The following is a 21,743-nucleotide window of genomic DNA, read 5'->3' as shown; positions in this document are numbered from 1 at the left end:
CTTAGTTTACGGCGTCGCCTCGAACACTATCCGGCTGGTGCGCGGGGTCGCACGCGGAGCGCGCCCGATCTCGCCGACGATACGGTTTGCCGCCAGTTTCCCGGAAAGCAGGGCGGTCGGCACGCCCACACCTGGCGTGGTGCCGCAACCGGCGATAACCACATTGTCGCTGGAGCGGGGGAAATTGCTCGGCCGGAAGGGGCCGGTCTGGCGGAAGAGATGGGCCGCGGAGAACGGTGTGCCCGCCAGCATGCCGCGGTCGTGCCAGGTCTGGGGCGTGTCGAGCCGGTCGACGGCGAAGTGCTCGGCGATGCCCCGGTAGCCGCGTGCTTCCAGCACGGTGAGCAGCTCTCGGAGATAGGCCGGTCCCAGCCGCGGCCAATCCAGCGGGGCCGACGTGAGATTGGGGCACGGCGCCAGCAAGGAGAACGGCTCGTGGCATCCGTCCTGGCGTGCGATGAACTGGCTCGGATCGGTCAGGGCGGGCCGGGTCAGCAGCAGCGAAGGGTCGCTCATCAGCGTGCCGCGGCCCCGGCGGGCGGTGATCTCGGCGAATGTCCGGTCCCACGCCTGCCCGAATTCGATGGTGTGGTGCGCCTGCACCGGCCAGTCCGCCGCGACGGCGGCGGGGATCGTGCCGTGCGCCACGACCGCCGATGGCGAGGCGCGCAACCCGCGCCGGACGCGCACCCCGAATCGATCGAGCGAGCCGAGGTCGGCGGTGAGCACGAGCGCGTCGCAGTCGAACGAACGCCCATCGGCGGTGCGCACGCGCCGGGCGCGCCGGCCCGCGTAGTCGATCCCGACCACTTCGGTGTTCAGTTCCAGCGTGCCGCCCGCTTCGGTGAACGCCTGCGCCAGCGCCGCGGCGATCGCCCGCATACCGCCCTCGGGGAAGTAGACGCCCAGCGAGGTGTCCATATGCGGAATCGCGCCGTAGACCGCGAGTGCCTCAGCGGGCGGCATGCCCGCGTACAGCGCCTGGAAGGTGAACAGTCGCGCCGGCCGCGGATCGCGCAGGAATCCACGCACCCGGGGCCCGAGCCTGCCGAAGCCGCCGAGGCGCACCAATTCGGCCAGTGCGCGGCGCTTTTCGGGGCTGCGCACCATATCCAGCGGCGAGTCGAAGTTGGTGTCCATGAACTCGGTGAACTCGGCCGCGTAGATGCGCGCCAGCCAGTCGCGCAGGCGACGGTATCCCCGTGCCTCGGCCGGACCGCCGATCCGCTCGACTTCCGCGGCCATCGCGTCCGGATCGGCGAAGACCCTGATCTCGGCGCCGTCGGCGAACCGGGCGTGATAGCCCGGCGCCATCCGGTGGATGCGCAGCGGAGGCACGCAGGTCTCCGGGGCGCGGCCGACGGCGGCGAGCGCGTCGGTGATCAGCTCGGGCAGCGTGAGGACGGTGGCGCCGGAATCGATGTCGTAGTCCGCGCCCCGATAGCGCCCCACCCGGCCGCCGGGATGATCGGCGCGCTCGAGCAGCGTCACCGTGTGACCCGCACCGGTCAGGTACAGGGCGGCCGAGAGGCCGGCCAGTCCCGCGCCGACCACCACGACGCGATCGGTCGGTCCCGCAACGGTTCGCACCCGATTCACCTCCTCGCCGTCCGGCGGACGGCGCGCACTGCCGTGTTCACGCCGTGCGTTCGGTCGCCGCCAGCGCCATGGCGCGCAGTCGTTCCTTGGCCACCGCGGTCGCCGAGCTGGTCTCGATGGCGGCCAAGCCGCTGTCGGTGAGTTCGGTGATCCGGCGTTCCACCTCGTCGACCGCGCCGAGTTCGACGAGCAGTGCGCGCAGCCGCTGCACCTGCTGCGCGTCCAGATCGGTGCCGATGCTCGAGCGCAACAGCGCGGCCGCGGCGGCATCGGACTCGTCGGCGCGGCGCAGCGCCTCGGCCAGCAGCACGGTGCGCTTGCCTTCGCGCAGGTCGTCGCCGGAGGGTTTGCCGGTCACCGCCGGATCGCCGAACACGCCGAGCAGGTCGTCGCGCAGCTGGAAGGCGATCCCGATGGCGGTGCCGAACCGGCGGTACGCCTCGATCAGCCCATGGTCGGCGGCGGCGATGGCGGCGCCGAGGTGCAGCGGGCGTTCCACGGTGTAGGCGGCGGTCTTGTAGCGGTTGATGCGCAGCGCGGCCTCGACCGATTCGTCGCCGCCCGCCTCTCCGCTGACGTCGAGCAGCTGGCCGCCGAGCACCTCGGTGCGCATGTCGGCCCACACCGGCGCGAACCGGGCGATGGCGGCGGGCGCCAAACCGGACGCGTGCACCATGTCGTCGGCCCAGGACAGCGCCAGATCGCCGATCAGGATGGCCACGCTGGCGCCGAAGTGCGCCGCGTCGCCGGACCACCCGCGGTCGCGATGCCGCTGCTCGAAGTCGACGTGCACGGTGGGGAAGCGGCGGCGGGTGCGGGAGGAATCGATGATGTCGTCGTGGATCAGCGCGCAGGCCTGCACGAGCTCGAGCGCGGAGCACGCGGTGAGCACCGCGCCGGCCTCGGGCGTGTGCGGATCGCCGCCTGCTCCGAGCCACCCGGTCCAGGCGAACGCGGGCCTGGTGCGTTTCCCGCCGCGCAGCACGAACTGCTCGAGCGCGTCGGTGGCCTCGAAGAAGACCGGGCCGAGGCGCTCGGTCGTCGGACGGCGGGTGGCGAAGAAACTGGTCAGGGCGTCTTCCACGGCGGTGACGAAGGCGGGGGTGCCCGGCTGCGGCACCGCGGGGCGCGGCGTCTGAGTCCCGGTTGCGGCGGACAGGGGAGCCTCCAAGGTCGTGCGGATGGTGGACGCACGGGGTCGCGACGGTGCCCGGGCGCTGCGGGTGATTCGGGGCCGAGCGGAGGCTGTCGCGCGTGTCGCTCGGCGTGGCGACCAGGTCGCCCGATGCGAAGAATACGCGGGGCGTCCGAGCGACCCGACGGGGCCGCCACCTGCCACCTCTACACTGAACCGGTGACTTTCGACAACGTGCGGGGAAGCTCGACCCCTGGCCGGCCGTCCCGGACGCACCCGAACGTCTCTGGCACACCTTCGGTCGTTCAGAGTCTGGGGGCTCACACGGGGCACGCGGTGCCCTTCTCCGTGGAGTTCAATCCGCCCCGCGACGCCGCCGCCGAGGCGCGGCTGTGGCGCGCCGTGCGGCAATTCGAGTGCATGCATCCCGCGTTCGTGTCGATGACTTACGGTGCCGGCGGTTCCACGCGCGACCGCACCGTACGCGTGACCGGGGAACTGGCCCAGGAGACCACGCTGCTGCCGGTCGCCCACCTGACCGCGGTGGGGCACAGCGTCGCCGAACTGCGCTCGCTGGTCGGCGCGTACGCCGACTCCGGGATCCGCAACATCCTGGTGCTGCGCGGCGACCCGCCCGGTGACCCGCTGGGCGAGTGGACCAAGCACCCCGACGGCGTGTCCTACGCCGAGGAACTGGTGCGCATCGTGCGAGATCTCGGCGACTTCCATGTCGGCGTGGCGTCGTTCCCCCAGGGGCATCACCGCTCGCCGGACCTGGCGACCGACACCGCGTTCCTCGCCGCGAAACTGCGTGCGGGAGCGGAGTATTCGATCACCCAGATGTTCTTCGACGTGGAGCACTACCTGCGCCTGCGGGATCGGCTCGTGGCGCTGGACCCGATCGAAGGCGCCAAGCCGATCATTCCGGAGCTGATGCCCATCACGTCGCTGCGCACGGTGCAGCGCGCCGAGGAGCTGTGCGGCAGGCCGTTGCCTCCCCCTGTCATGGCGCGGCTGCGCAAGGCGGCGGGCGACGGTGGCGAGGAGAACACCGCTGCGGTGCGCGCGGCGGGGATCGAGATCGCCACCGAGATCGCCCAGCGGCTGATCGCCGAGGGCGCGCCGTGCCTGCACTTCATCACGCTGAACTTCGCCAAGGCGACCAGCGAGGTGCTGACCAACCTCGGTTACGGCGTCACGGCCACACCGGTCGGCGTCTGAACTCTCCGGTCACGCGCGGCGCCGGGTGTGCTGCTCCGACGCCGTGACCGGTGGCAGTTTCATCTTGCCGCCGGCGGCGGTACCTCCGAGCGGGTCCAGGACGAGCACGCCGCCGATCGGTGGCACGGCTCGCGACGAGCACGCCGGCCGGTGCGAGGGTGCACCGGCCGGACTCGGGTCAGGCCGCGCGGGCGGCGCGCGACCCCCAGGCGTCGGCGAGCAGCCGGTGCGATTCCAGGCGGTCGGCGTGCCGATGGGTGATCGTGGTGACCAGCAGTTCGTCCGCCCCGCTGACGCGTTGCAGTGCGGCCAGGCGCTCCACGACGGTGCCGGGCGATCCCACGAACCGGGTGGCCAGGCGATCGTCGACGAGCCGCCGTTGTTCCGCGGTGAGCGGGGCGACAGCGGCCGGATCGGGGTACGCGGCCGCGCCCGCGCCGCTGCGGATGCTGTAGACCCAGTGACCGTAACCCGCCGCCAGCCGCCGCGCGGTCGCGTCGTCCTCACCGACGACCACGTCGGCGGAGATCACCACGTACGGTTCGGCCAGCTCGGCAGAAGGGCGGAACGCCGCGCGATACGTCTCGATCGCGTCCAGCGCGGTGCCGGGCGAGACGTGGTAGGCCGCGGCGAACGGCAGCCCCAGCCGCCCGGCCAGCTCCGCGCTCTCACCCGCGGTGCTGCCGAACAGCCACAATCGCACTTGCGCGCCCTCACCGGGGACCGCGTGCAGCGCAACGCCTTCCGGGCTGACGAAGGTGCCCGCGAGCAGGTCGCGCACCTCGTCGACCTGTTCGGCGAAGTCCAGCGGCTGCGCGCCGCGCTGCTGCAACGCGCTCACCGAGGCGATGAACCGCGACTTGTCCGTGATGCGGCCGGGGTCGAACGGCGGCGGAACGACCACGCCGTCGCGGATCTCGGTGCGCCCGGTCACCGCGTCGGCCACCGGCTTGCCGCTCTCGGCCCGCGCGGCTTCCGCCCCGAACTGGCCGCGCCGATGACCCGACCGGCCGAGGCCGAGGTCGAGCCGGCCCGGGTACAGCGCGTCGATGGTGCCGAACGCTTCCACGATCGAGGCGGAGGTGTGATGACCCACCTGCACGGCCGCAGAACCCACCCGGATGCGCGCGGTGGCCGCGGCGACCAAGCCGATCAGCGTGATCGAGGAGGAACTGGCCACCGACACGAAGTGGTGTTCGGCCAGCCAGTATCGGTGGTAGCCCCACTGTTCGGCGTGCTGGGCCAGGTCGACGGTGTTGCGCAGGGCCTGCTGCGCCGTCGAGCCGGCGCTGATCGGCGAGAGGTCCAGGATCGAGAGGGGAACAGCACGGCCGCTCATGCCGCCCGCCCCTGCCGCGGATCCTGCTCGCCCGCTTCGATCGCGACGCGCAGCCGGTTCTGCGCGGGCGCGACCGGGCAGGTCGCGAAATCGGTGAAGGCGCAGGGCAGATTCGCCGCGCGGTTGAAGTCGAGCAGCACCGTGCCGTCCGCGTCCGGTGCGCCGACGGCGAGTGAACGCGCCGCCGGGTAGGTCGTCACGCCGCTGGTCGCGTCGGTGAACAGCACTCGCAGGTGGTCCCGGTCGCCGAAGGCGACCACGCGCTCGGTCACCTCGCCGATGCGGAAGTCGATGGTGCCCGCGGCGCTGTGGTGGTGTTCGAGGCCCTCCAGCACAGCTCCGGTGACCACCGTTTGCTGTTGCTCGAACGGCGTGAACCGCCCGGGGACCACCCAGCGCGGGTCGGGCCGGTAGGCCGGGATGCCGTCGAAGGTCAGCAGGGCGGGCGCGGCCGGGTCGTGCACTCGGACGGCGTAGCGGCCGGTGCGGCGGATCACCTCGAGCACCCGCCGCTCCTGCCGGACGTGTAGGCCGGGCGTGCCTTCGGTGGGCGTGACGATCTGCACGCCCGCGATGCCGAGCCCGTCGTATTCCAGCCGGTCGGCGGGCTGGGCGGTGATGAACACCTTCTCGTCGGTGACCCACCAGGTGCCGGGCACGTCCGGCAGCCGCTCGGGGCGGTCGGTGAGCCAGTGCAGCCCGGTCAGGCTGAGAAAGCCGAGCGGGTCGCGCATCTGGTCTTCTCGCGTGTGGTGCCACTGCGCCCACTCGGTCTCGAAAACGCTGGTGATGCTCGTGGTCATGACGCTCGGGCTCCTTCGTGGGCGGTGGTGCGACGGTGCGGATGGCGCAGGCCGGGGTGGTCGCGCAAGCGGGTGGAGAGCGGCATCAGGCGGTTCCCTCCGCGTCGATCCGGTTCCGCAGCGCCGGGTGTGTTCCCGCGGCGGCGACGTCGGGCGCCAGGAGCAGCGCCTGCCGCCACAGCGCGGCGTGCGCGCCGGGCGAGGATCGGATGACGCGGCGGTCGCGCTCGCCGCGGGCCGGGGCGACGGCGTGCAGCCGCGCGTTGCCGGAGGTATCGGCGGCGCGTGGGGCGCGCAGTCGGGTGCGCCACCATCGGGCCGGGTCCGGTCCGAAGGCGACGGGGGCCGCGGGAACTTCCGGCGCCGGAGTCGATTCGGCGGCGGCCGGTTTCCGGTTGAAGGCGGAGTACACCATCAGGACGATCCTTTTCGGTCGGTGCCACCACGTGGTCGGCTCGTGGCCGGTGGTGGGCTCCGGTGAGCGGAGAGGGGTGATCGCGGAGGACGCAACGGGTTCCGGGCGGCTGCGGCACGGGGCCCTGCGCTGCTGCCGGTTCAGCACCCGGCTGTGGCGGTAGGTCTGATTCGGCGTCACGACACCCCTTTCGCGACGGCGGGGGCCGGGATGGCCGACAACAGCTCGCGGGTGTACTCGTGCCGCGGGTCGCCGAAGATTGCGGCGGTGCGGCCGTATTCGACGATGCGGCCGTGCCGCAGCACCGCGACATGGTCGCTGATGCGGCGCACCACCGCCAGGTCGTGCGAGATGAACAGGTAGCTCAGCGACAGCTCGCCTTGCAGACGATCCAGCAGTTCGAGGATCTGAGCTTGCACCGAGGCGTCCAGCGCGGAGACCGGCTCGTCGAGCACCAGCAGTTCGGGGTGCAGCGCCAGAGCGCGGGCGATGGCGACGCGCTGACGTTGTCCGCCGGACAATTCCGCGGGCCTGCGCTGCGCGAACTCCGCCGGGAGCGCGACCTGTGCGAGCAGCTCCGCCACCCGGTCGCGCCGTTGTGCGCGCTTCCCGACGCCGAACGCGCGCAGCGGTTCTTCGACGATCGCCCCCACCCGCCAGCGCGGATCCAACGAAGCGTAGGGGTTTTGGTACACCACCTGGAAGCGCTTGCGCAGCGCGCGCAGTCGCGACCCGCGAGCCTCCGACAGCGGCTGCCCGTCGAAGACGACCTCGCCGCGGTCGGCTTCGATGAGCCGCAACGCGATCCGCGCGGTGGTGGACTTGCCCGAGCCGGATTCACCGACCAGCGAGAGGGTTTCGCCGCGGCCGAGTTCGAAGCCGACTCCGGCCACCGCGGTCACGCTGTCGCCTCCGTGCGCGCGGAATGTCTTGTGCACCTCGCGCAGAACCAGCAGCGGTTCGCCGTCCCGGGGCTTGGGCGCGCGGTAACCGCCCGCCGGGGCGAGGCTCGGCGAGGCGGCGAGCAGGCGCTTGGTATACGGGTGCCGGGGGGCGGCCAGCAGTTCGGCGGTCGGGCCGGTCTCCACCAGCTCGCCGCCGTTGAGTACGACGAGCCGGTCCGCGCGTTCGGCGGCGACGGCCAGATCGTGGGTGATCAACAGCACCGCCGTGCCGCGCGCCGCGATCTGCTCGGCGAGCCGGTCCAGCACCCGGCGCGCGACGGTCGCGTCCAGGGCGCTGGTCGGCTCGTCGGCGATGATCAGGTCCGGTGCGCAGGACAGGGCCGCGGCGATGAGCACCCGCTGGCGCTGCCCGCCGGACAGCTCGTGCGGATACTGGGCGGCACGCAGTTCCGGCCGGTCCAGCCCCGCGTCGGCCAGCAGTTCGATCGCCCGCGCCCGCGCCGTCTTGCGGTCGGCCAGCCCGTGCACCAGCAGCGCTTCGGCCACCTGGTCGCCGACGCGCCGGACGGGGTTGAGCGACAGACCGGGGTCCTGCGGGACGAATCCGATGCGGGCTCCGCGCAGCCGTCGCAGCACGCGTTCGGAGCCGGTGTCGACGACGGCGCCGTCGAAGGTCACGGTTCCGCCGGTGATCTCGGCATGCGCGCCGAGCAGGCCGATTACGGCGTGGGCGAGCGTGGACTTGCCGGAGCCGGACTCGCCGACCAGCGCCACCACCTCGCCGCGGGCCACGGTGAGTGATACACCGTCGAGCGCGGTGACCGGGCCTGCCGCGGACCGGTATCGCACCCGCAGGTCCGCCACGTGCAGCAGCGGTGCCGCCGGGGCGCTCACGCGGGTGCTCCGTTCCCGATGGCGCGGCCGAGGCGCTGGGCGGCGAGCACGACAGCGATGATGACGAAGCCCGGCAGGGTGGTCATCCACCACGCGGTCGCGAGGTAGTTGCGGCCCTCGGAGATCAACGTGCCCCACTCGGGGGTGGGCGGTTTCGCGCCGTAACCGAGGAAGCTCAGCGCCGACACGGCCAGCACCGCCATGCCGAACTCGACCGCGGCCAAGGCGAGGACGGGCTGGACCGAATTGGGCAGCACGTGCCTGGCGAGCACCGTGTACCAGCGCACGCCCGCGGCGTGGGCCGCCTCCACGTACACCGCCTGACGGACCCGCAGCACTTCCGAGCGCATCACGCGCGCGAAGTTGGCCACCAGCGAAACGCCCACCGCGACCGCCACGTTGCCGGTGCCGAAGCCGAGCGCGGTGACCAGCGCGAGCGACAGCAGCAGCGCGGGCACCGAAAGCAGCACGTCGACCAGCCGCATGACGACGGCGTCGACCACGCCGCCGATCGCGCCGGCCAGCAGCCCGAGCAGCGACCCGGCGACGAGCGCGATGCCGACGGCGGCCAGGGTGGCGGTCAGCGAGAGACCGGCTCCGTGCACCATCCGGGTGTACAGGTCGCGTCCGAGATTGTCGGTGCCGAACCAGTGTTCGGCGCCGGGGCCCTGCAATTTCTGCGCGGGCACGCCGGTCAGCGGGTCGCCGCCGGCGAAGACCGACGGTGCGAGCGCCCACCCCAGCGCCAGCAGTGCGACGGCGCTCGCGACCAGCACGCCCGCGTTCCCGCGCACCCGCTTCCAGCTCACGGTGGGCCGCCGCAAGCCGGGCAGCACCGCGCGGCGCTGTTCCTCGGTGACGTCAACCACGAATCCACACCTCCTCGGTGAACGGCGCGCCGTTCCCCGATCCGGCGGCAGGGCTGACGAAAGTGACGTCAGGCACGGATGATCGCCTCCTCGGCGGTGTCGGCGGCAGCCTGCTCGGACTCGCCGCTCACGGCCGGGGAGCGGGCGGCGATGCGCGGATCGAGCAGCGGATACAGCAGGTCGACCGCGAGATTCACGCTGACGAACACCACCGAGGTGAGCAGCACGATGCCCTGTACCACCGGGATGTCCTGCGCCAGCACCGCGGTCTGGGTCAGCCTGCCGACGCCTTGGCGCGCGAACACCGTCTCCACCACCACCGATCCGGCGAGCATGTTGCCGACCAGGACTCCCGCGATGGTGAACGCGGGCACGCTGGCCGGCCGCAGCACGTGCGTGCGTTGCACCCACCAGCGCGATCCGCCCTTGGCCAGCGCCACGTCCACGAACGGCTGCCGCCAGGTTGCTTCGAGTCCGGCGGTGAGCACCTGCGCGATGACCGCGCCGATCGGCAGGGCCAGGGTGAGCGCGGGCAGCACCGTGCCGGCGAACCCGTGCCCGCCGAACGCGGGCGCCAGCCGCAACTGGAACGAAAACACCTGCAGCAGGAGCAGTCCCGTCCAGAAGGTCGGCACCGCGACGCCCAGCGACGGCAGCGCGGCCAAGGCGTTACGCAGCCACGGCCGCCGGGTCTGGGTGGCCGCGACCGCCAGCGCCACGCCTCCGGCGACCGCGAAGAGCAGCGCCGCGCCGGTCAGTGCGAGGGTGGCGGGCAGCGCGTCGCCGATCGCGCCGGTGACCGGCTGCCCGGTGGCGATGGAATGTCCGAGATCGCCGCGCGCGGCGTGCGCGAGCGCGGTCCAATACTGGTCCCACAGCGGCCGATCCAGTCCGTAGCGAGCCTGCAACTCGGCGATGGCGGCCTTGTCCACCGGTGTGCCCGAGCCGCCGCCGTCGGCCGCGATCGAGACCGGGTCGGCGGGCAGCAGGTAGAGCACCACGAACGAGAGCGTGAACGCCGCCCACAGCACCCAGACCGCTTGCAAGGCCCGCAGGGCCAGATAGCGTGCCATGGCTAGCGTCCGCTCAGCCAGGTGTCGAAGAACTGCAATCGCGCCGAGGCTTCGAACTTCAGATCCCGCGTGTTCGCGCCCGCCCCGATCGCCTGGGACAGCTCGACGGTCGGAATCTGCAGTCCGGCGTCGAGCACCTGTTCCTGCGCGGTACGGATGAGCCTGTTGCGTGTCGCGGTGTCAGTGGTGCTGACCTGGCCGTTCAGCGCGTCGTCCAACGAGGGGATGGGGCCGCGCGCGTTGAGATTGCGGCCGTCGAGGCCGAAGGACGTGCGCAGGATGTCGCCGTCGGCGCGGGTGGTGTTGCCGTAGGAGGTGTCGAAGTCCTTGCTGTTCTGCCGCGCCGTGGTCTCGGCCACCGATACCAGGTCCAGCTTCAACTCGACGCCGACCTGCCGCAGCTGCTGCTGCACCAGTTCGAGGATCGCCTGGTTGCCCGCGAACACCTGGCTGAACAGCACCGAGAACGACAATCGCGCACCGTTCTTCGCCCGGATGCCGTCCGCGCCGGGGACCCACCCGGCTTGGTCGAGGATGGTGCGCGCCTTCGCCGGGTCGTAGGCCAGGCGTGCCGAGAGGTCGGTGTAGCCGGGGGTGGTGCCGGCCAGCGTGCTGGTGGCGGGCTTGAACTGCGGGCCGAGGACGGTGTCCACCAGTTGCCTGCGATCGATCGCGGGCAGCAGCGCCTGGCGCACCGCCGGATCGCGCAACGGCCCGCGGGTGACGTTCGGCTGCAGACCGAACGGCACGCCCGGGTTGGCGGTGCTGAGCACCCGGCCGCCCGCCGCCTCGATCTGCGGGGCGTCCTGCGGCAGCGCGTCGCTGATCGCGTCCAGCTGCCCGGAAGCGAGGCTGCCGGTGCGCACCCCGGATTCGGGCACCACGGTGAACTCGATCTTGTCCAGGTAGGCCTCGCCGCGGTGGGCGAACACCGCCGAACCCCAGCGGTAGCCGGTGCGCTTGACCAGCGTCGCCGAAGCGTCCTGGCGGTAGGCCGCGTAGGTGAACGGTCCGCTGCCCACGTTGTCGCCGAGGCAGCGCTGCTCGGCCGGCTCGGCCGTGGTCACGTCGGCCTGGATGCCGAGCGCGGCGGTCGAGGACGCCTGCAGGAACGGTGCGTTGGGCTTGCTGAACTCCACCCGGACGGTGAGCCGGTCCACGGCCGTGGTGCCGACGTAGCCGGTGAGGTAGCTGCTGCCCAGCGGCGCCTTGCCCGAGCCGAGCTTCACGACCGAGTCGAAGGTGTTGCGCACTGATTCGGCGGTGAGCGGCGTGCCGTCGCTGAAGGTGACGCCGTCGACGAGATGGAAGGTGAAGACCTTCGCGTCGGGGCTCGCCTCCCAGCTCTGGGCCAGCCACGGCTTCAGCTCGCCGGTGGCCGGGTCCTGGTCGGTCAGCGAGTCCACGATCTGCCGGGTGACGTACAGCGTCTGGTTGGTGCCCGCCTGGGCGGGATCCGAGCAGGTCGGCGCCTGGGACAGGCCGTAGCGCAGGGTGCCGCCGGGCTGGGGCGGGCCCGCGTCGCCGCCGGGCGCGGCCGAATCACTGCCGCAGGCGGCCACGGTGGTGGCCGCGGCGAGCGCGCAGGCCAGCGCGACGATTCGGTGACGGGTTCGGGTCACGGGGCAACTCCAGATACTTCGGTGCGGGCGAACGGCTCGCCCTGGGCGGGGTGTGTCATCGGCTCAGCGCTTCTTCGGCAGTCCGGGCGGGTTGATCCGCGATTCGGTGACCGTCTCGCTCCGCAGGCCCCAGCGGTCGATCACCTGCTGGTAGGCGCCGTGCTCGATGGCGTGGGCCAGCGCGTGCTGCACGGCGGTGATCAGCCCGTTGCCCTTCTTGGTGTGTGGGCGTCGTGCCGGAATGGGCGGACGCGGGGACGGGGCGGCGGCCTGGTCCGGCTCCATGGGCGCGCGGGTTTCGGGGGCGGCGTCAGGTGCCGTGGACGCGCTCACGACGGGTCCTCGATGATCACTTCGTTCCTCCATCGATCCCGGCGGAAGCACCCGCACCCGGTGACCGGGGGGTTGCTGCGACGTCGACGAGCCAGGTCTCTCGGTCGCTCTGGATGGTTGGCGCCGAACCCTCGGCAACGAATGTCGGGGGCGAGCCGAATCATGATGCCCAGCAAGGGAAGGCCGGAACAAGGGAAGTAATCAGCGTGAGCGTAGACCTTGCCGACGCCGATGCCTCGGATCTTGGGAGTAACCAGGGATACGCTGATCGCTCGCGGGCGGCGTGGGGCCTGGTCGCGTCGCGGAGGCGAGCGTGCGGTGGCGGGATCCGGCGGCCCGATGCAGCATACGACTATCGCCAGCGCCGGGGAACGCCGGTCGGGCACGCGGAAGTTCGTTCCGGGCAAACAGGACTCGCCAAGAAATTGCTATGCCAAATCCGGGCTGTTGGAGGCGTTTGCCGGAGTACTGTGCCCCTCGATCGTTCCGCCGATGAGGAGGTTTCGTGACCATATTGCGCCGTCTGACCCAGTTGTCCGCTGTCGCGACCAGTTCCATCGTCTTCGCGCTCGCCGGCCCGGCCACCGCGTTCGCGGCTCCGGATGCCGCGCTTCCCGCGTTCTCCGAACACTCCGTGCCGGTCGCCGCCCCCGGTGACCTGTTCGGCGCCTACCAAGCCGCGATCGACGCGCTGCGCGCCCTCGGTATCCAGCCCTTCGCCTATCCGAGCGCGTCGGCATTCTGCCTCGACAACACCACGGCCGGTCTGGCTCCTGCCGTGGCGGGCGCCATCCCGGGGCCCTGGCCGAAGAACACCGTGCAGATTCCCGGCCAAGACCTCAGCGCCGTCAAAGCGGGGCAGGCCATGTTCACCTTCGTGCCCTACGGTCTCGGACCGGACGGCTCGAACACCGGGGGCATGCAGGTGGCATGGCTCAACCTGAGCACCGGCCGCGGCGGCACGGCGGCCATGGGGCCGCTGCCGGAGGTCGCCCGCTCGATGATCCCCGCGGCCGTTCCCGCGGACCTGCGGCCCGCGGCCGAGCAGGCGATCCGGGACTTCCTGGTCGCGTCCCTCCCGATGGGTGGGGTGCGCGCGGTCCCGGTGGACACCGGCAAGGGCACCGTTCTCGCCGCGGTATTCGGCACGGTGCACAACGGCGCCAAGTCCTGCATGTTCTTGCCGACGGTCGGAATCACCGCGGTGCCGTGAGTTCCGCGGGCCGCGGCGCGGCCGCTCAGGTCAGCGAGCGACCTTTCCAGCGCGCCGTGCCGCGGCGACGGGCCCGATGCGAACGCGCCCACAGCAGCAGATACGCCGCCACCGACACCGGATGTGCCACGGCGGCCGCCACATCCGCGCGGCTCACGGGGCCGCCGGTTTCGGTCGACCGGGCCAGCAGTCGCCCGGCGACGGCGGCGAGCCAGCCGATCAGGCCGATCCGGCGGACCGCGCCCCGGCCGACGATCGCCGCCACGGGCGGCGACCAATATGCAAGCGCCGCAACGAGTCCCACCGCCGCTCCACCCGCGATCGTGCCGTCGTAGGCCGACCACAGCCACCGGGTGTAGCCCGCGTCCACTTCGGCCGCACCGCGATACATCCTGGTGCGCGCCAGCCCTCCCGCGGTCGCCAGCGCGGTGGAGTGACCGGCTCGCCGCAGCGTACGGGCGATGTCGAGGTCTTCGGTGACGCTCCCGGCCACCGCCGTGTGACCGCCCACCGCGCGGTAGGCGGCGTTGTCGAACACGAGGAACTGACCGCAGGCCACCGCCGTCGCGGGCCGCAGGCTCCGGTCGGCCACGGCCACCGGCAACGTCGAGGCCCACGACCAGCACAGCAGGGGCTGCACGACGGCCTCCGCCACGGATGCGGCCACTTGCAGCGGCCATGGGGAGACCAGCGCGGCTCGTCCCGCGCGCAGCGCGCCGACCGCCGCCGCGAGCGCCTGCGGCGCCAGCCGCACGTCGGCGTCCAAGAAGATCAGCACCGGTGTCGAGACCTCCTCGGCCAGACGTACGCAGGCGGCGGCCTTCCCGGTCCAGCCGGGGACGGGATCGGACTCGGTGCGCAGCAGGGTGAAGCGCGGGTCGTCATCGATGGCCGCGCCCGCGGCCGCACCGGTGCCGTCGGTGGAGGCGTCATCGAGGATCCGTACCGCCAGGCGCGGTACGCCCACCTGGGCGCGCAGATCGGCGATCAGATCGGGCAGCCGGTCGGCTTCGTTGCGCGCCGGAACGCAGACGGTGACCGGCTCGATCACCGTCGTCGGAGTGTTCGTCAACCGCCGCAGGGTGAGCCGGTTGTATAGCGCGAACCCCGCGCCGAGCGCAGCCACCGCGGTCGCGCAGGCAGGCAGAATCGAGTTCGCACGCAACGTCTTCGGCAGGTCGGCACTCACCATGGGGTCACGCTATCCCGGCACACCGACCCGCCGCTCAGCGATTCTGGGTCACCGAGCGCCACCAGCGGCTCGGCGAGAAGCCGACTTCCGGCGCACCGGGCGCGGCGGGGTTGCGGTCCATGTACGCCATCGCGGCGACGATGGCGGCCACCGCCAGCGTGATCCCGCCCGCGATGCCCGCCCAGCCCGCGAACGAGCGGGTATTCGGGTCGGCGTAGCTGACCTCGGCGTGCAGCTTGGAGACGTCGCCCGACGGCAGCTTCCAGGAGACGACATTGTCACCCTCGCGGTTGCCGTTGGTCTTGGCCACGCGGGCCGGGAACGCGACGGTGAACTGCACGTCCGAGCCGTGCGGCGGCACGGATTTCAGATCGACCCGCCCGCTCAGGCTGACCAGGTCGCCGGTGCGCTGGAACTGCAACTGGAACATGCCCTGGGTCTGCTCGGACAGCTGCCCGAGCTGCTGCACCTCCCCGAAGGTCAAGTCCTCGAAGAAGACCTGGCTGCCTGCGTATCCGTCTTGGGCGTACTGCTCCACCCGGACCTTGGCCGCCAGCGTTTCGGGGGCCTTCAGCTGCGGGCCCTTGTCGCCGGGGTCGGCGGGCACCACGGCGGCCACGATCCGTCCGGACACCCGGTCGTTGGACGAGACCCCCATTGAGACCTGCACCCGCAGGCAGCCTGCGAGCATCGGGACCAGCATCGCCGCGAGCAGGAGGACCGAAGCGACGCGCGCGCGGCGGCGTCGGGCCCGCCGCGGCGCGAGGTCCGTGGCATCGGATTTCGTGGTGACGGGACTCGGCTGCACGGGTGACATCGTGCCAGGCCAACCGCCGGTAATGAAACGCGCCAGTCGCAGCGCGCGTCGGCGTGCCCCACGCGGCTATGCGGGCCCGGTCAGCGGCGCGCGCGAGCCAGGACGACCAGCAGGGGGACGCCCAGCAGAGCCATGCCGGCGAAGCCGTACCCGGCGGACGACGGAAGGTCCAGGAACACCGCGTGGGCCAGCGCGGATCCGATCCAGGTCCACAGGAACAAGGCCACCGGGACGGTGAGCGCGACAGCGCGGCTGCGCGCCGGCGCGGGATCCGGCGCGGCCCGCTCCCAGATCGCGAGCAATCCGCCCATCAGCAGCGCGACGGCGAACCAGCCCAGGTAGTTCGTCACCGGTATCCACTCCAGTCCGGGTAGTCCGGAGCTGGTGTCGCACCAGGTCCACTGTCCGTCGGCCACCATCTGCGGATCGAGGAACAGGTCCCAGCCCACCGCGCCCGCCGCCGTCGCCACGACCCGTGCGGCCGTGCGGCGCGACACCATCCCCGCCACCACCCACACCGGATACATCCCGCCGGTCCAGGCCAGCGGGACGAGCAGCGGCACCTCGAGCAATGCGGGGCCGAGCCGGTCGGCCGCGTACTGGTAACAGCCGAACGGAACGCCGGTCGCGGTGCCGATCACCTCCGCCGTGAGCCCGATGCCGGAGACGATGACCAGGAAGCCGACGGCGTAGCGCAAGCCCCTGGTCGCGGTCGCGTGCGCCAGCGCGGCGGCGGCGGAGAGCACCACGACCGCCACGGTGACGCGGTCCCGCGCGCTACCCGTGGCCAGCGGATATCCGATCTGCGCGGCAACCGTCAGGACGACGAGGACCAGCGGTAGGAAGAAGGCCGCCGAGCGATACGGGGACCGGGAGTCCGCCGACCGGCCGGATGCCGCCCGATTCGTGGCGGCGGGCGGCGGGTCACCCGGACCCGTCATCGGCGCAGCCATCGCGACAGGCCGCGCCGGTGCAGATCGCGCAGCGCGAGAGCGGCGGCCGTGCGGCCGCTCGCGCCGGAGACGCCGCCGCCGGGGTGGGTGGACGCGCCGGTCAGATACAGCCCCCGCGCGCCGGGCACCCGCTGGCCCGCCAGCTCGGGCAGCGGGCGCCACAGCATCATCTGGTCCAGCGACATCTCCACGTGCATGACGTTGCCGCCGATGAGTCCGAGTTCGCGCTCCAGCGCCACCGGCGTCTGCACGTGGGTGTGCGTCACCGTGTCCGCGAAACCGGGCGCGTACGAGTCGACTTCGGCGATGATCCGCTCGCCTTCGCGCTGCGCGAGATCGGCCCACTCGGCGCCGGAGGACAGGCGGTAGGGGTGCCACTGCGCCCACAGCGACACCTGATGCGCGCCGGGCGGCGCGATGGTCGGGTCGAGGGCGCTGAAGCTCATGGCCAGGACGACCGGTCGCGGCGGCAGGTCCCCGGCCAGCGCCGCGCCGTGCGCTCGCCGCAACTGCGCGCGATCGGACACCAGGAATTGCAGGCCGCGGGCGGACTGGTCGACCGGGCTGCCGGGATAACGAGGCAGCGCCGTGGTGGCGGCCCGCACCACCATCCCGATTCCGGGCCCCACGCGGATGCGCCTGCGCCAACTGTCGAGCAGCGCGCCGTCGAAGCCGTCGGCGCGCAGCAGCTCCAGCGTGGTCAGCACATGGCAGCCCGCGACGACGATGTCCGCGCGCAGCTCTCGCCCCGACACGGTGCGCACCCGCCAGCGCTCGCCGTCGCGGCGCAGCGCGGACACCGCGTCGCCCGCGGTCACCACCCCGCCGTCGGCCCGCAGCCGCGCCACCAGCGCCGTGGTCAGCGCCCCGCTGCCGCCGACCGCGCGCCCCGGCGGCAGTGTGTGCATGAGCGCGGCGAACCCCACCATCGGCGCCGTGCCCGGCTCCGACATCGGCGGACCGGACTGGGCGCCGAACCACGCCAGCGACGCCTTCAACCGCTCGTCCTCGAAGCAAGCGTCCAGCAGCGCGTCACCGGATTGCAGGAACTCCCTGGACAGGGCGCTGCCGCCGTCCTTCGCCTCCAGACCCCAGAACGACCGCACCAGTCTGCCCGGCGTCGGACCGCCGCCGAATGCCCGCATCACCCGGGCGCTGCGCGGGCCCCATACCCGCACGAAGCGGCGGTAGGCGTCCGCGTCGCGCGGACCGCAGGCCGCCGCGATCGACGCGCAGGTCGCGTCCAGGTCGCGATGGAACACCAGGGCGGGACGGCCGCCGTGGGCGGGAGTGAAACCCCATGGGTCGCAATCGATGTACCGCAGGCCGAAGCGATCGAGTTCGAGCTCCTCGACGATGCCGGTGTGGCGGATCATGATATGCGCCGACGAACCGCGATCGACGCGATGGCCGGGGAACCGTTCGACCGTCGATACGGCCCCGCCGAGGACCTCGTCGCGTTCGAGCACCTCGACCCGGTGTCCGGCGCGGGCGAGATAGCACGCGGCGACCAGGGCGTTGTGACCCGAGCCGACGACGATCGCCGTCACGTGACCCTCACAGCGGCAGCCGCCTGCCGAGGATCGCGAAGGGCCGGTTGTCGCCCGCGAAGACGAAATTACGGACCACGTCGGTGAATCCCTGCCTGCGGTACAGCCGCCAGGCGCGGTTGTCCTCACCGGCGACCTCGGGCGTCGACAGCAGCACGGCGCGCTCCGTGCGATCGCGCAGCAGCCGTTCCAGCAGCGTGCCGCCGATGCCGCGGCCCTGCGCGGCGGGATGCACGTGCAGCTCGGTGAGCTCGAAGTAGTCCGAGAGCAGTTCCCGCACGGAGTGTTCCGGCCAGCCCGAGCGGCGCATCCCGCTGTGCACCTGCTGGTGCCACCACTGATGCGCGGCGCCGCGATAGCCATAGGCGATCGCCACGATCGGCGCGGTGCGCAGATCGATCCGGCCGGAGTCGTCGGGCAGCACCGCGGCCACCGCCTGCCAGCCGGGCCTGGTGGTGTGCTCGGTCCACATCGGCGCGCGATGGTTCTCGGTTCCCCGCGGATAGTCCATGGCGGCCACGTAGACCGCCAGCGCGTCGTGCAGCCGGGAGCGCAGAGCCGCCACCGAGAGATCGATGACGGCGGGTGCGGGAGTGTGATTGGGCTTGACGGCGGTCATGGCTCTCGTCGGTCGCGCGGACGCGGAAGTTTGTCGGTGGGCGTCTTTATATTGAAGCTCAATTCAAACGTTCGAATACCTGTTCGGTCCGGGCGGTTGCTGGAAGCGGTGGGGCACGCCGCCTCCAGCGCGGATACCGGCCAAGGTACGCGATGGTGGAGGGACGGCGATGTCTGGTCGAGTGGAACAACCGGGCCGGCCCGGCCGGGCCGGCAAACTGCTGGAGCGCGCGGACGGGTTGCTCATGCAGGCGGCGGGGGAACGGGATCCGCGCGAGCGGTTCCGCACCGCCTACCTGGCGGCGCTGCGCGGGGCGGGCGCGGTGATCGCCCTCACGGGCGCCGATGCCGCACCCCGGGCGCGCTCACGCAACGCGTGGGTGCTGATGCAGCGCGCCGCGCCGGAATTCGTGATGTGGGCGGATTACTTCAGCGCGCGCTCGGAACTCCGGGCGGCGCTGGAGGCGGGGCTGGACCGGAATGTCGGCGAAAACGAGGCGGACGAGTTCTCTTCGCGCGTGGCGGCATTCCTGCACGACGTGGAAGATCTCCTCGCGGCATCGGCTCGGTTGCGGCCCGCCCCTGGATTGTCCGGCGGGATGACTGCTTAGTTAACGGGCTGAAGACGGACTACGTCCGACTGCGCACATTAGGTGGTCTGGCCCTGATCGAACTCGTATCATTGGTGTCAGATGGCCGCCAAGGTCGGCTATCTGTCGTCTACCCGGAGACGACAGCCACGTCCTAGTGCCGGGGGAGGTACCGTGCCACTCTCCGAGCACGAGCAGCGCATGCTCGAACAGATCGAGAGCGCTCTCTATGCTGAGGATCCCAAGTTCGCCTCGTCCGTCCGCGGCGGACGGCTACGTTCGACCTCGAGTCGTCGCAGACTCCAGGCCGCGGCGTTGTTCGTCCTCGGCCTCTTTCTCCTCGTCGCAGGCATCGCCGCACCAGTGAAGCCCGGCGGCTTCCCGATCATCAGCCTGATCGGGTTCATCGTGATGTTCGGCGCCGGCGTGCTGCTGCTGCTCGGCACCTCCAAGAGCATCGCCAAGAACGATCGGTCCGGTGGCCAGGCGGCGTCCGGCGGCTCGGGCAGCCGGGGTCGCCAGCGGAAAACCGGCGGTTTCTCCGAGCGCATGGAGGATCGCTTCCGGCGGCGGTTCGAGCAGGAGTAGCTCGCCCGTAGCCTGACAATTTCAGCAGACCGGCGACGCCGCACCGCAATGGTGCGGCGTCGCCGGTTCGCGTATGTGGCCCCCGTGTCGTGAACGATCTTCGGGCCCTGCTTCCGCCTTCCCCCACACCTCCCCACAAAGTTCCCCCACCGCGCCCCCCTCACTGCGCGCGCCAGGGTGTTTGCTGGGTGTTTTCGGGCCTTTGTCCGCGGGGGTGGCGCGTGTCGGCAGAACTCGCGAAAGTTCTCCACGGCGGTGATAGCTGGCATGACCTGCGGAATCGTCTGGGTCGGGAGCCAGATCACCGCTTGTTTCGATTGAAAGTGGGGGAAAGTGGGGTAATGTGGAGCGCGCAGTACTGAAGGGCCGACCATCGAGGTGATCGTTAGGGAGGTATCGAGATGTTTCTCGGTACCTACACACCTCGCTTGGACGACAAGGGGCGACTCACGTTGCCTGCGAAGTTTCGAGACGATCTGGCGGGAGGGTTGATGGTCACGAAGGGGCAGGACCACAGCCTTGCCGTGTACCCGAAAGAGGAGTTCACCGCGCTCGCCCGGCGAGCCGCGGCCGCGTCTCGAAGCAATCCGCAGGCCCGTGCGTTCGTCCGGGCCCTCGCGGCCGGAACGGACGAGCAGCGTCCGGACGCGCAGGGCCGGATCGTGTTGTCCGCCGACCATCGTCGCTACGCCAACCTGCAAAGGGATTGCGTGGTGATCGGTTCGGTCGACTTCCTGGAGATTTGGGACAAGCAGGCGTGGGAGTCCTACCTCGCCGAGCACGAGGAGGACTTCTCGCAAGCCAGAGACGAGTCGCTGGGCGGAATCTTCTAGCCGCGGGCGCGCGAGTGCCACGCGGTCTCTGCCCGGACGCGGACCCTGACGTACTTCCCCGACGCCAGGTGCCGAAGTTCGGTCAGAGACCACGGGGCATTCGCACTTCTATCGAAAGCACTGTGTATCAAGGCGACCCGTGTGCGGTGCGCGACGACGCGAGGCAGATTCCGGGAGGTCGAGGTGAACCGTGAACAGCGCGGTCCCCGCCATGTTCCGGTTCTGCTCGAGCGAGCCGACGCGCTGCTCGGCCCGGCCTTGTCCGAGCCGGGCGCGGTCTACGTCGACGCGACGCTCGGCCTCGGGGGGCACGCCGAGCACTTCCTGAGCACCTATCCCGGCCTCCATCTGGTCGGGCTGGACCGCGACACCACCGCACTGCAGCTGGCCGGCGAGCGGCTCGCGCCCTTCGCGGACCGAATCACGCTGGTGCACACCCGCTATGACGGCATCGCCGACGCGCTGCGGGAGGCGGGGCTGCCCGCCACCGGTTCGGTCTCGGCGATCCTGATGGACCTCGGTGTCTCGTCGATGCAGCTGGACGAGGCCGACCGCGGGTTCGCCTATTCCGTCGACGCCCCGCTGGACATGCGGATGGACCCCACCAGCGGGCTCACCGCCGCCGACGTGCTCAATACCTACAGCCACGGCGACCTCGCCCGGGTGCTGAAGACCTACGGAGAGGAACGTTTCGCCGGCCGGATCGCCGCCGAGGTGATCCGCCGTCGCCAGGTCAAACCGTTCCGTACCAGCGCCGAACTGGTGGAACTGCTGTACGCGACGATCCCCGCGGCGACGCGCCGCACCGGCGGGCATCCGGCCAAGCGCACCTTCCAAGCGCTGCGGGTGGAGGTCAACGGGGAGCTCGACTCGCTGCGGGCCGCGCTGCCCGCCGCGCTGGCCGCGCTGCGCGTGGGCGGCCGCATCGTCGTCATGTCCTACCAATCGCTGGAGGACAAGGTGGTCAAGCACGAGCTCGCCGCGCACACCGCGTCCCGGACACCGGTGGACCTGCCGGTCGAACTCCCCGGCATGGGACCGGAGTTCCGGATGCTGACGCGGGGCGCGGAGAAGGCGACCGAGCAGGAGATCGAGGACAACCCGCGGGCGGCTCCGGTACGCATGCGCGCCGCCGAGCGGATCGAGGAGGCGCGGTGAGCGAGCAGTACCCGGCGCTCCGC

The 21,743-nt window shown here is 71.6% G+C and carries 21 protein-coding genes and 1 riboswitch; of the genes, 6 read left to right on the top strand and 15 right to left on the bottom strand.

All coding sequences use genetic code 11. The features are described from left to right. Positions 1-6: 6 nt before the first annotated feature. Together crtI and ACWEKR_RS15080 are read right to left on the bottom strand one after the other, a co-directional pair. A complete protein-coding gene (crtI, locus tag ACWEKR_RS15085; RefSeq protein WP_452354956.1) occupies positions 7-1,590 on the bottom strand; it encodes a phytoene desaturase family protein in 1,584 nt (527 codons plus the stop codon). A 46-nt stretch (positions 1,591-1,636) separates the two neighbouring features. After that, a complete protein-coding gene (locus ACWEKR_RS15080; RefSeq protein ID WP_452354955.1) occupies positions 1,637-2,770 on the bottom strand; it encodes a polyprenyl synthetase family protein in 1,134 nt (377 codons plus the stop codon). Positions 2,771-2,953: 183 nt separating this feature from the next. Between ACWEKR_RS15080 and ACWEKR_RS15075 the strand changes: the two genes are divergently transcribed. Continuing rightward, the gene (locus ACWEKR_RS15075) at positions 2,954-3,955 is read left to right on the top strand and encodes a methylenetetrahydrofolate reductase (protein WP_195090633.1); all 1,002 of its coding nucleotides are present in this window, start codon (positions 2,954-2,956) and stop codon (positions 3,953-3,955) included. A gap of 178 nt (positions 3,956-4,133) precedes the next feature. Here ACWEKR_RS15075 and ACWEKR_RS15070 read toward each other — a convergent pair whose 3' ends face one another. The 8 genes from ACWEKR_RS15070 to ACWEKR_RS15035 form a co-directional block, all read right to left on the bottom strand. Continuing rightward, a complete protein-coding gene (locus ACWEKR_RS15070) occupies positions 4,134-5,294 on the bottom strand; it encodes an LLM class flavin-dependent oxidoreductase (protein WP_452354954.1) in 1,161 nt (386 codons plus the stop codon). Next, positions 5,291-6,097, bottom strand: a complete 807-nt coding sequence (locus ACWEKR_RS15065) for a DUF1684 domain-containing protein (RefSeq protein ID WP_452354953.1) — start codon at positions 6,095-6,097, stop codon at positions 5,291-5,293. The genes ACWEKR_RS15070 and ACWEKR_RS15065 overlap by 4 nt, the downstream gene beginning before the upstream one ends. A gap of 85 nt (positions 6,098-6,182) precedes the next feature. Beyond that, a complete protein-coding gene (locus ACWEKR_RS15060) occupies positions 6,183-6,512 on the bottom strand; it encodes a hypothetical protein (protein ID WP_195090639.1) in 330 nt (109 codons plus the stop codon). A gap of 176 nt (positions 6,513-6,688) precedes the next feature. Continuing rightward, positions 6,689-8,311, bottom strand: coding sequence for a dipeptide ABC transporter ATP-binding protein (locus tag ACWEKR_RS15055; RefSeq protein WP_452354952.1), 1,623 nt, complete (start codon positions 8,309-8,311; stop codon positions 6,689-6,691). Continuing rightward, entirely contained in the window at positions 8,308-9,105 is a 798-nt protein-coding gene (locus ACWEKR_RS15050) for an ABC transporter permease (protein ID WP_452355132.1), read from the bottom strand. The genes ACWEKR_RS15055 and ACWEKR_RS15050 overlap by 4 nt, the downstream gene beginning before the upstream one ends. 143 nt (positions 9,106-9,248) lie before the next feature. Beyond that, positions 9,249-10,253, bottom strand: a complete 1,005-nt coding sequence (locus ACWEKR_RS15045; RefSeq protein WP_452354951.1) for an ABC transporter permease — start codon at positions 10,251-10,253, stop codon at positions 9,249-9,251. A 2-nt stretch (positions 10,254-10,255) separates the two neighbouring features. Further along, positions 10,256-11,875, bottom strand: a complete 1,620-nt coding sequence (locus tag ACWEKR_RS15040) for an ABC transporter substrate-binding protein (RefSeq protein WP_452354950.1) — start codon at positions 11,873-11,875, stop codon at positions 10,256-10,258. Between the two features lie 63 nt (positions 11,876-11,938). Further along, entirely contained in the window at positions 11,939-12,208 is a 270-nt protein-coding gene (locus ACWEKR_RS15035) for a hypothetical protein (protein ID WP_452354949.1), read from the bottom strand. A 26-nt stretch (positions 12,209-12,234) separates the two neighbouring features. After that, a riboswitch (SAM riboswitch) is annotated at positions 12,235-12,328 on the bottom strand. A gap of 385 nt (positions 12,329-12,713) precedes the next feature. On the opposite strand from ACWEKR_RS15035, the gene ACWEKR_RS15030 reads away from it, so the two are divergent. Continuing rightward, on the top strand, positions 12,714-13,421 hold the full coding sequence (locus tag ACWEKR_RS15030; RefSeq protein ID WP_452354948.1) for a hypothetical protein: 708 nt from the start codon (positions 12,714-12,716) through the stop codon (positions 13,419-13,421). A 25-nt stretch (positions 13,422-13,446) separates the two neighbouring features. Here ACWEKR_RS15030 and ACWEKR_RS15025 read toward each other — a convergent pair whose 3' ends face one another. The 5 genes from ACWEKR_RS15025 to ACWEKR_RS15005 form a co-directional block, all read right to left on the bottom strand. Next, positions 13,447-14,613 (bottom strand): glycosyltransferase, encoded by a 1,167-nt coding sequence (locus ACWEKR_RS15025; RefSeq protein ID WP_452354947.1) that lies wholly within the window; start codon positions 14,611-14,613, stop codon positions 13,447-13,449. A 34-nt stretch (positions 14,614-14,647) separates the two neighbouring features. Beyond that, complete coding sequence (locus ACWEKR_RS15020; protein WP_452354946.1) at positions 14,648-15,430, bottom strand: LppM family (lipo)protein; 783 nt, start codon at positions 15,428-15,430, stop codon at positions 14,648-14,650. Positions 15,431-15,510: 80 nt separating this feature from the next. Further along, positions 15,511-16,371 carry a carotenoid biosynthesis protein gene (locus ACWEKR_RS15015; protein ID WP_452354945.1) on the bottom strand — a complete coding sequence of 287 codons (861 nt, stop codon included), beginning with the start codon at positions 16,369-16,371 and terminating at the stop codon, positions 15,511-15,513. Then, on the bottom strand, positions 16,368-17,933 hold the full coding sequence (locus ACWEKR_RS15010; RefSeq protein WP_452354944.1) for a phytoene desaturase family protein: 1,566 nt from the start codon (positions 17,931-17,933) through the stop codon (positions 16,368-16,370). Before ACWEKR_RS15010 ends, ACWEKR_RS15015 begins: the two co-directional genes overlap by 4 nt. A gap of 7 nt (positions 17,934-17,940) precedes the next feature. Beyond that, positions 17,941-18,552, bottom strand: a complete 612-nt coding sequence (locus ACWEKR_RS15005) for a GNAT family N-acetyltransferase (protein WP_452354943.1) — start codon at positions 18,550-18,552, stop codon at positions 17,941-17,943. A 169-nt stretch (positions 18,553-18,721) separates the two neighbouring features. Here ACWEKR_RS15005 and ACWEKR_RS15000 point away from each other — a divergent pair, with 169 nt between their 5' ends. From ACWEKR_RS15000 to rsmH, 4 genes are all read left to right on the top strand, one after another. Beyond that, a complete protein-coding gene (locus tag ACWEKR_RS15000; protein ID WP_452354942.1) occupies positions 18,722-19,162 on the top strand; it encodes an SAV_6107 family HEPN domain-containing protein in 441 nt (146 codons plus the stop codon). Between the two features lie 153 nt (positions 19,163-19,315). Continuing rightward, entirely contained in the window at positions 19,316-19,729 is a 414-nt protein-coding gene (locus tag ACWEKR_RS14995) for a DUF3040 domain-containing protein (RefSeq protein WP_452355131.1), read from the top strand. Between the two features lie 401 nt (positions 19,730-20,130). After that, complete coding sequence (gene mraZ / locus ACWEKR_RS14990) at positions 20,131-20,562, top strand: division/cell wall cluster transcriptional repressor MraZ (RefSeq protein WP_039797118.1); 432 nt, start codon at positions 20,131-20,133, stop codon at positions 20,560-20,562. A gap of 183 nt (positions 20,563-20,745) precedes the next feature. Further along, a complete protein-coding gene (gene rsmH, locus ACWEKR_RS14985) occupies positions 20,746-21,720 on the top strand; it encodes a 16S rRNA (cytosine(1402)-N(4))-methyltransferase RsmH (protein ID WP_159840392.1) in 975 nt (324 codons plus the stop codon). Positions 21,721-21,743 lie beyond the last annotated feature (23 nt).

It is taken from the genome of Nocardia sp. NPDC004573 (assembly GCF_053602135.1).
This window is presented reverse-complemented; position numbering and strand designations above follow the sequence as displayed.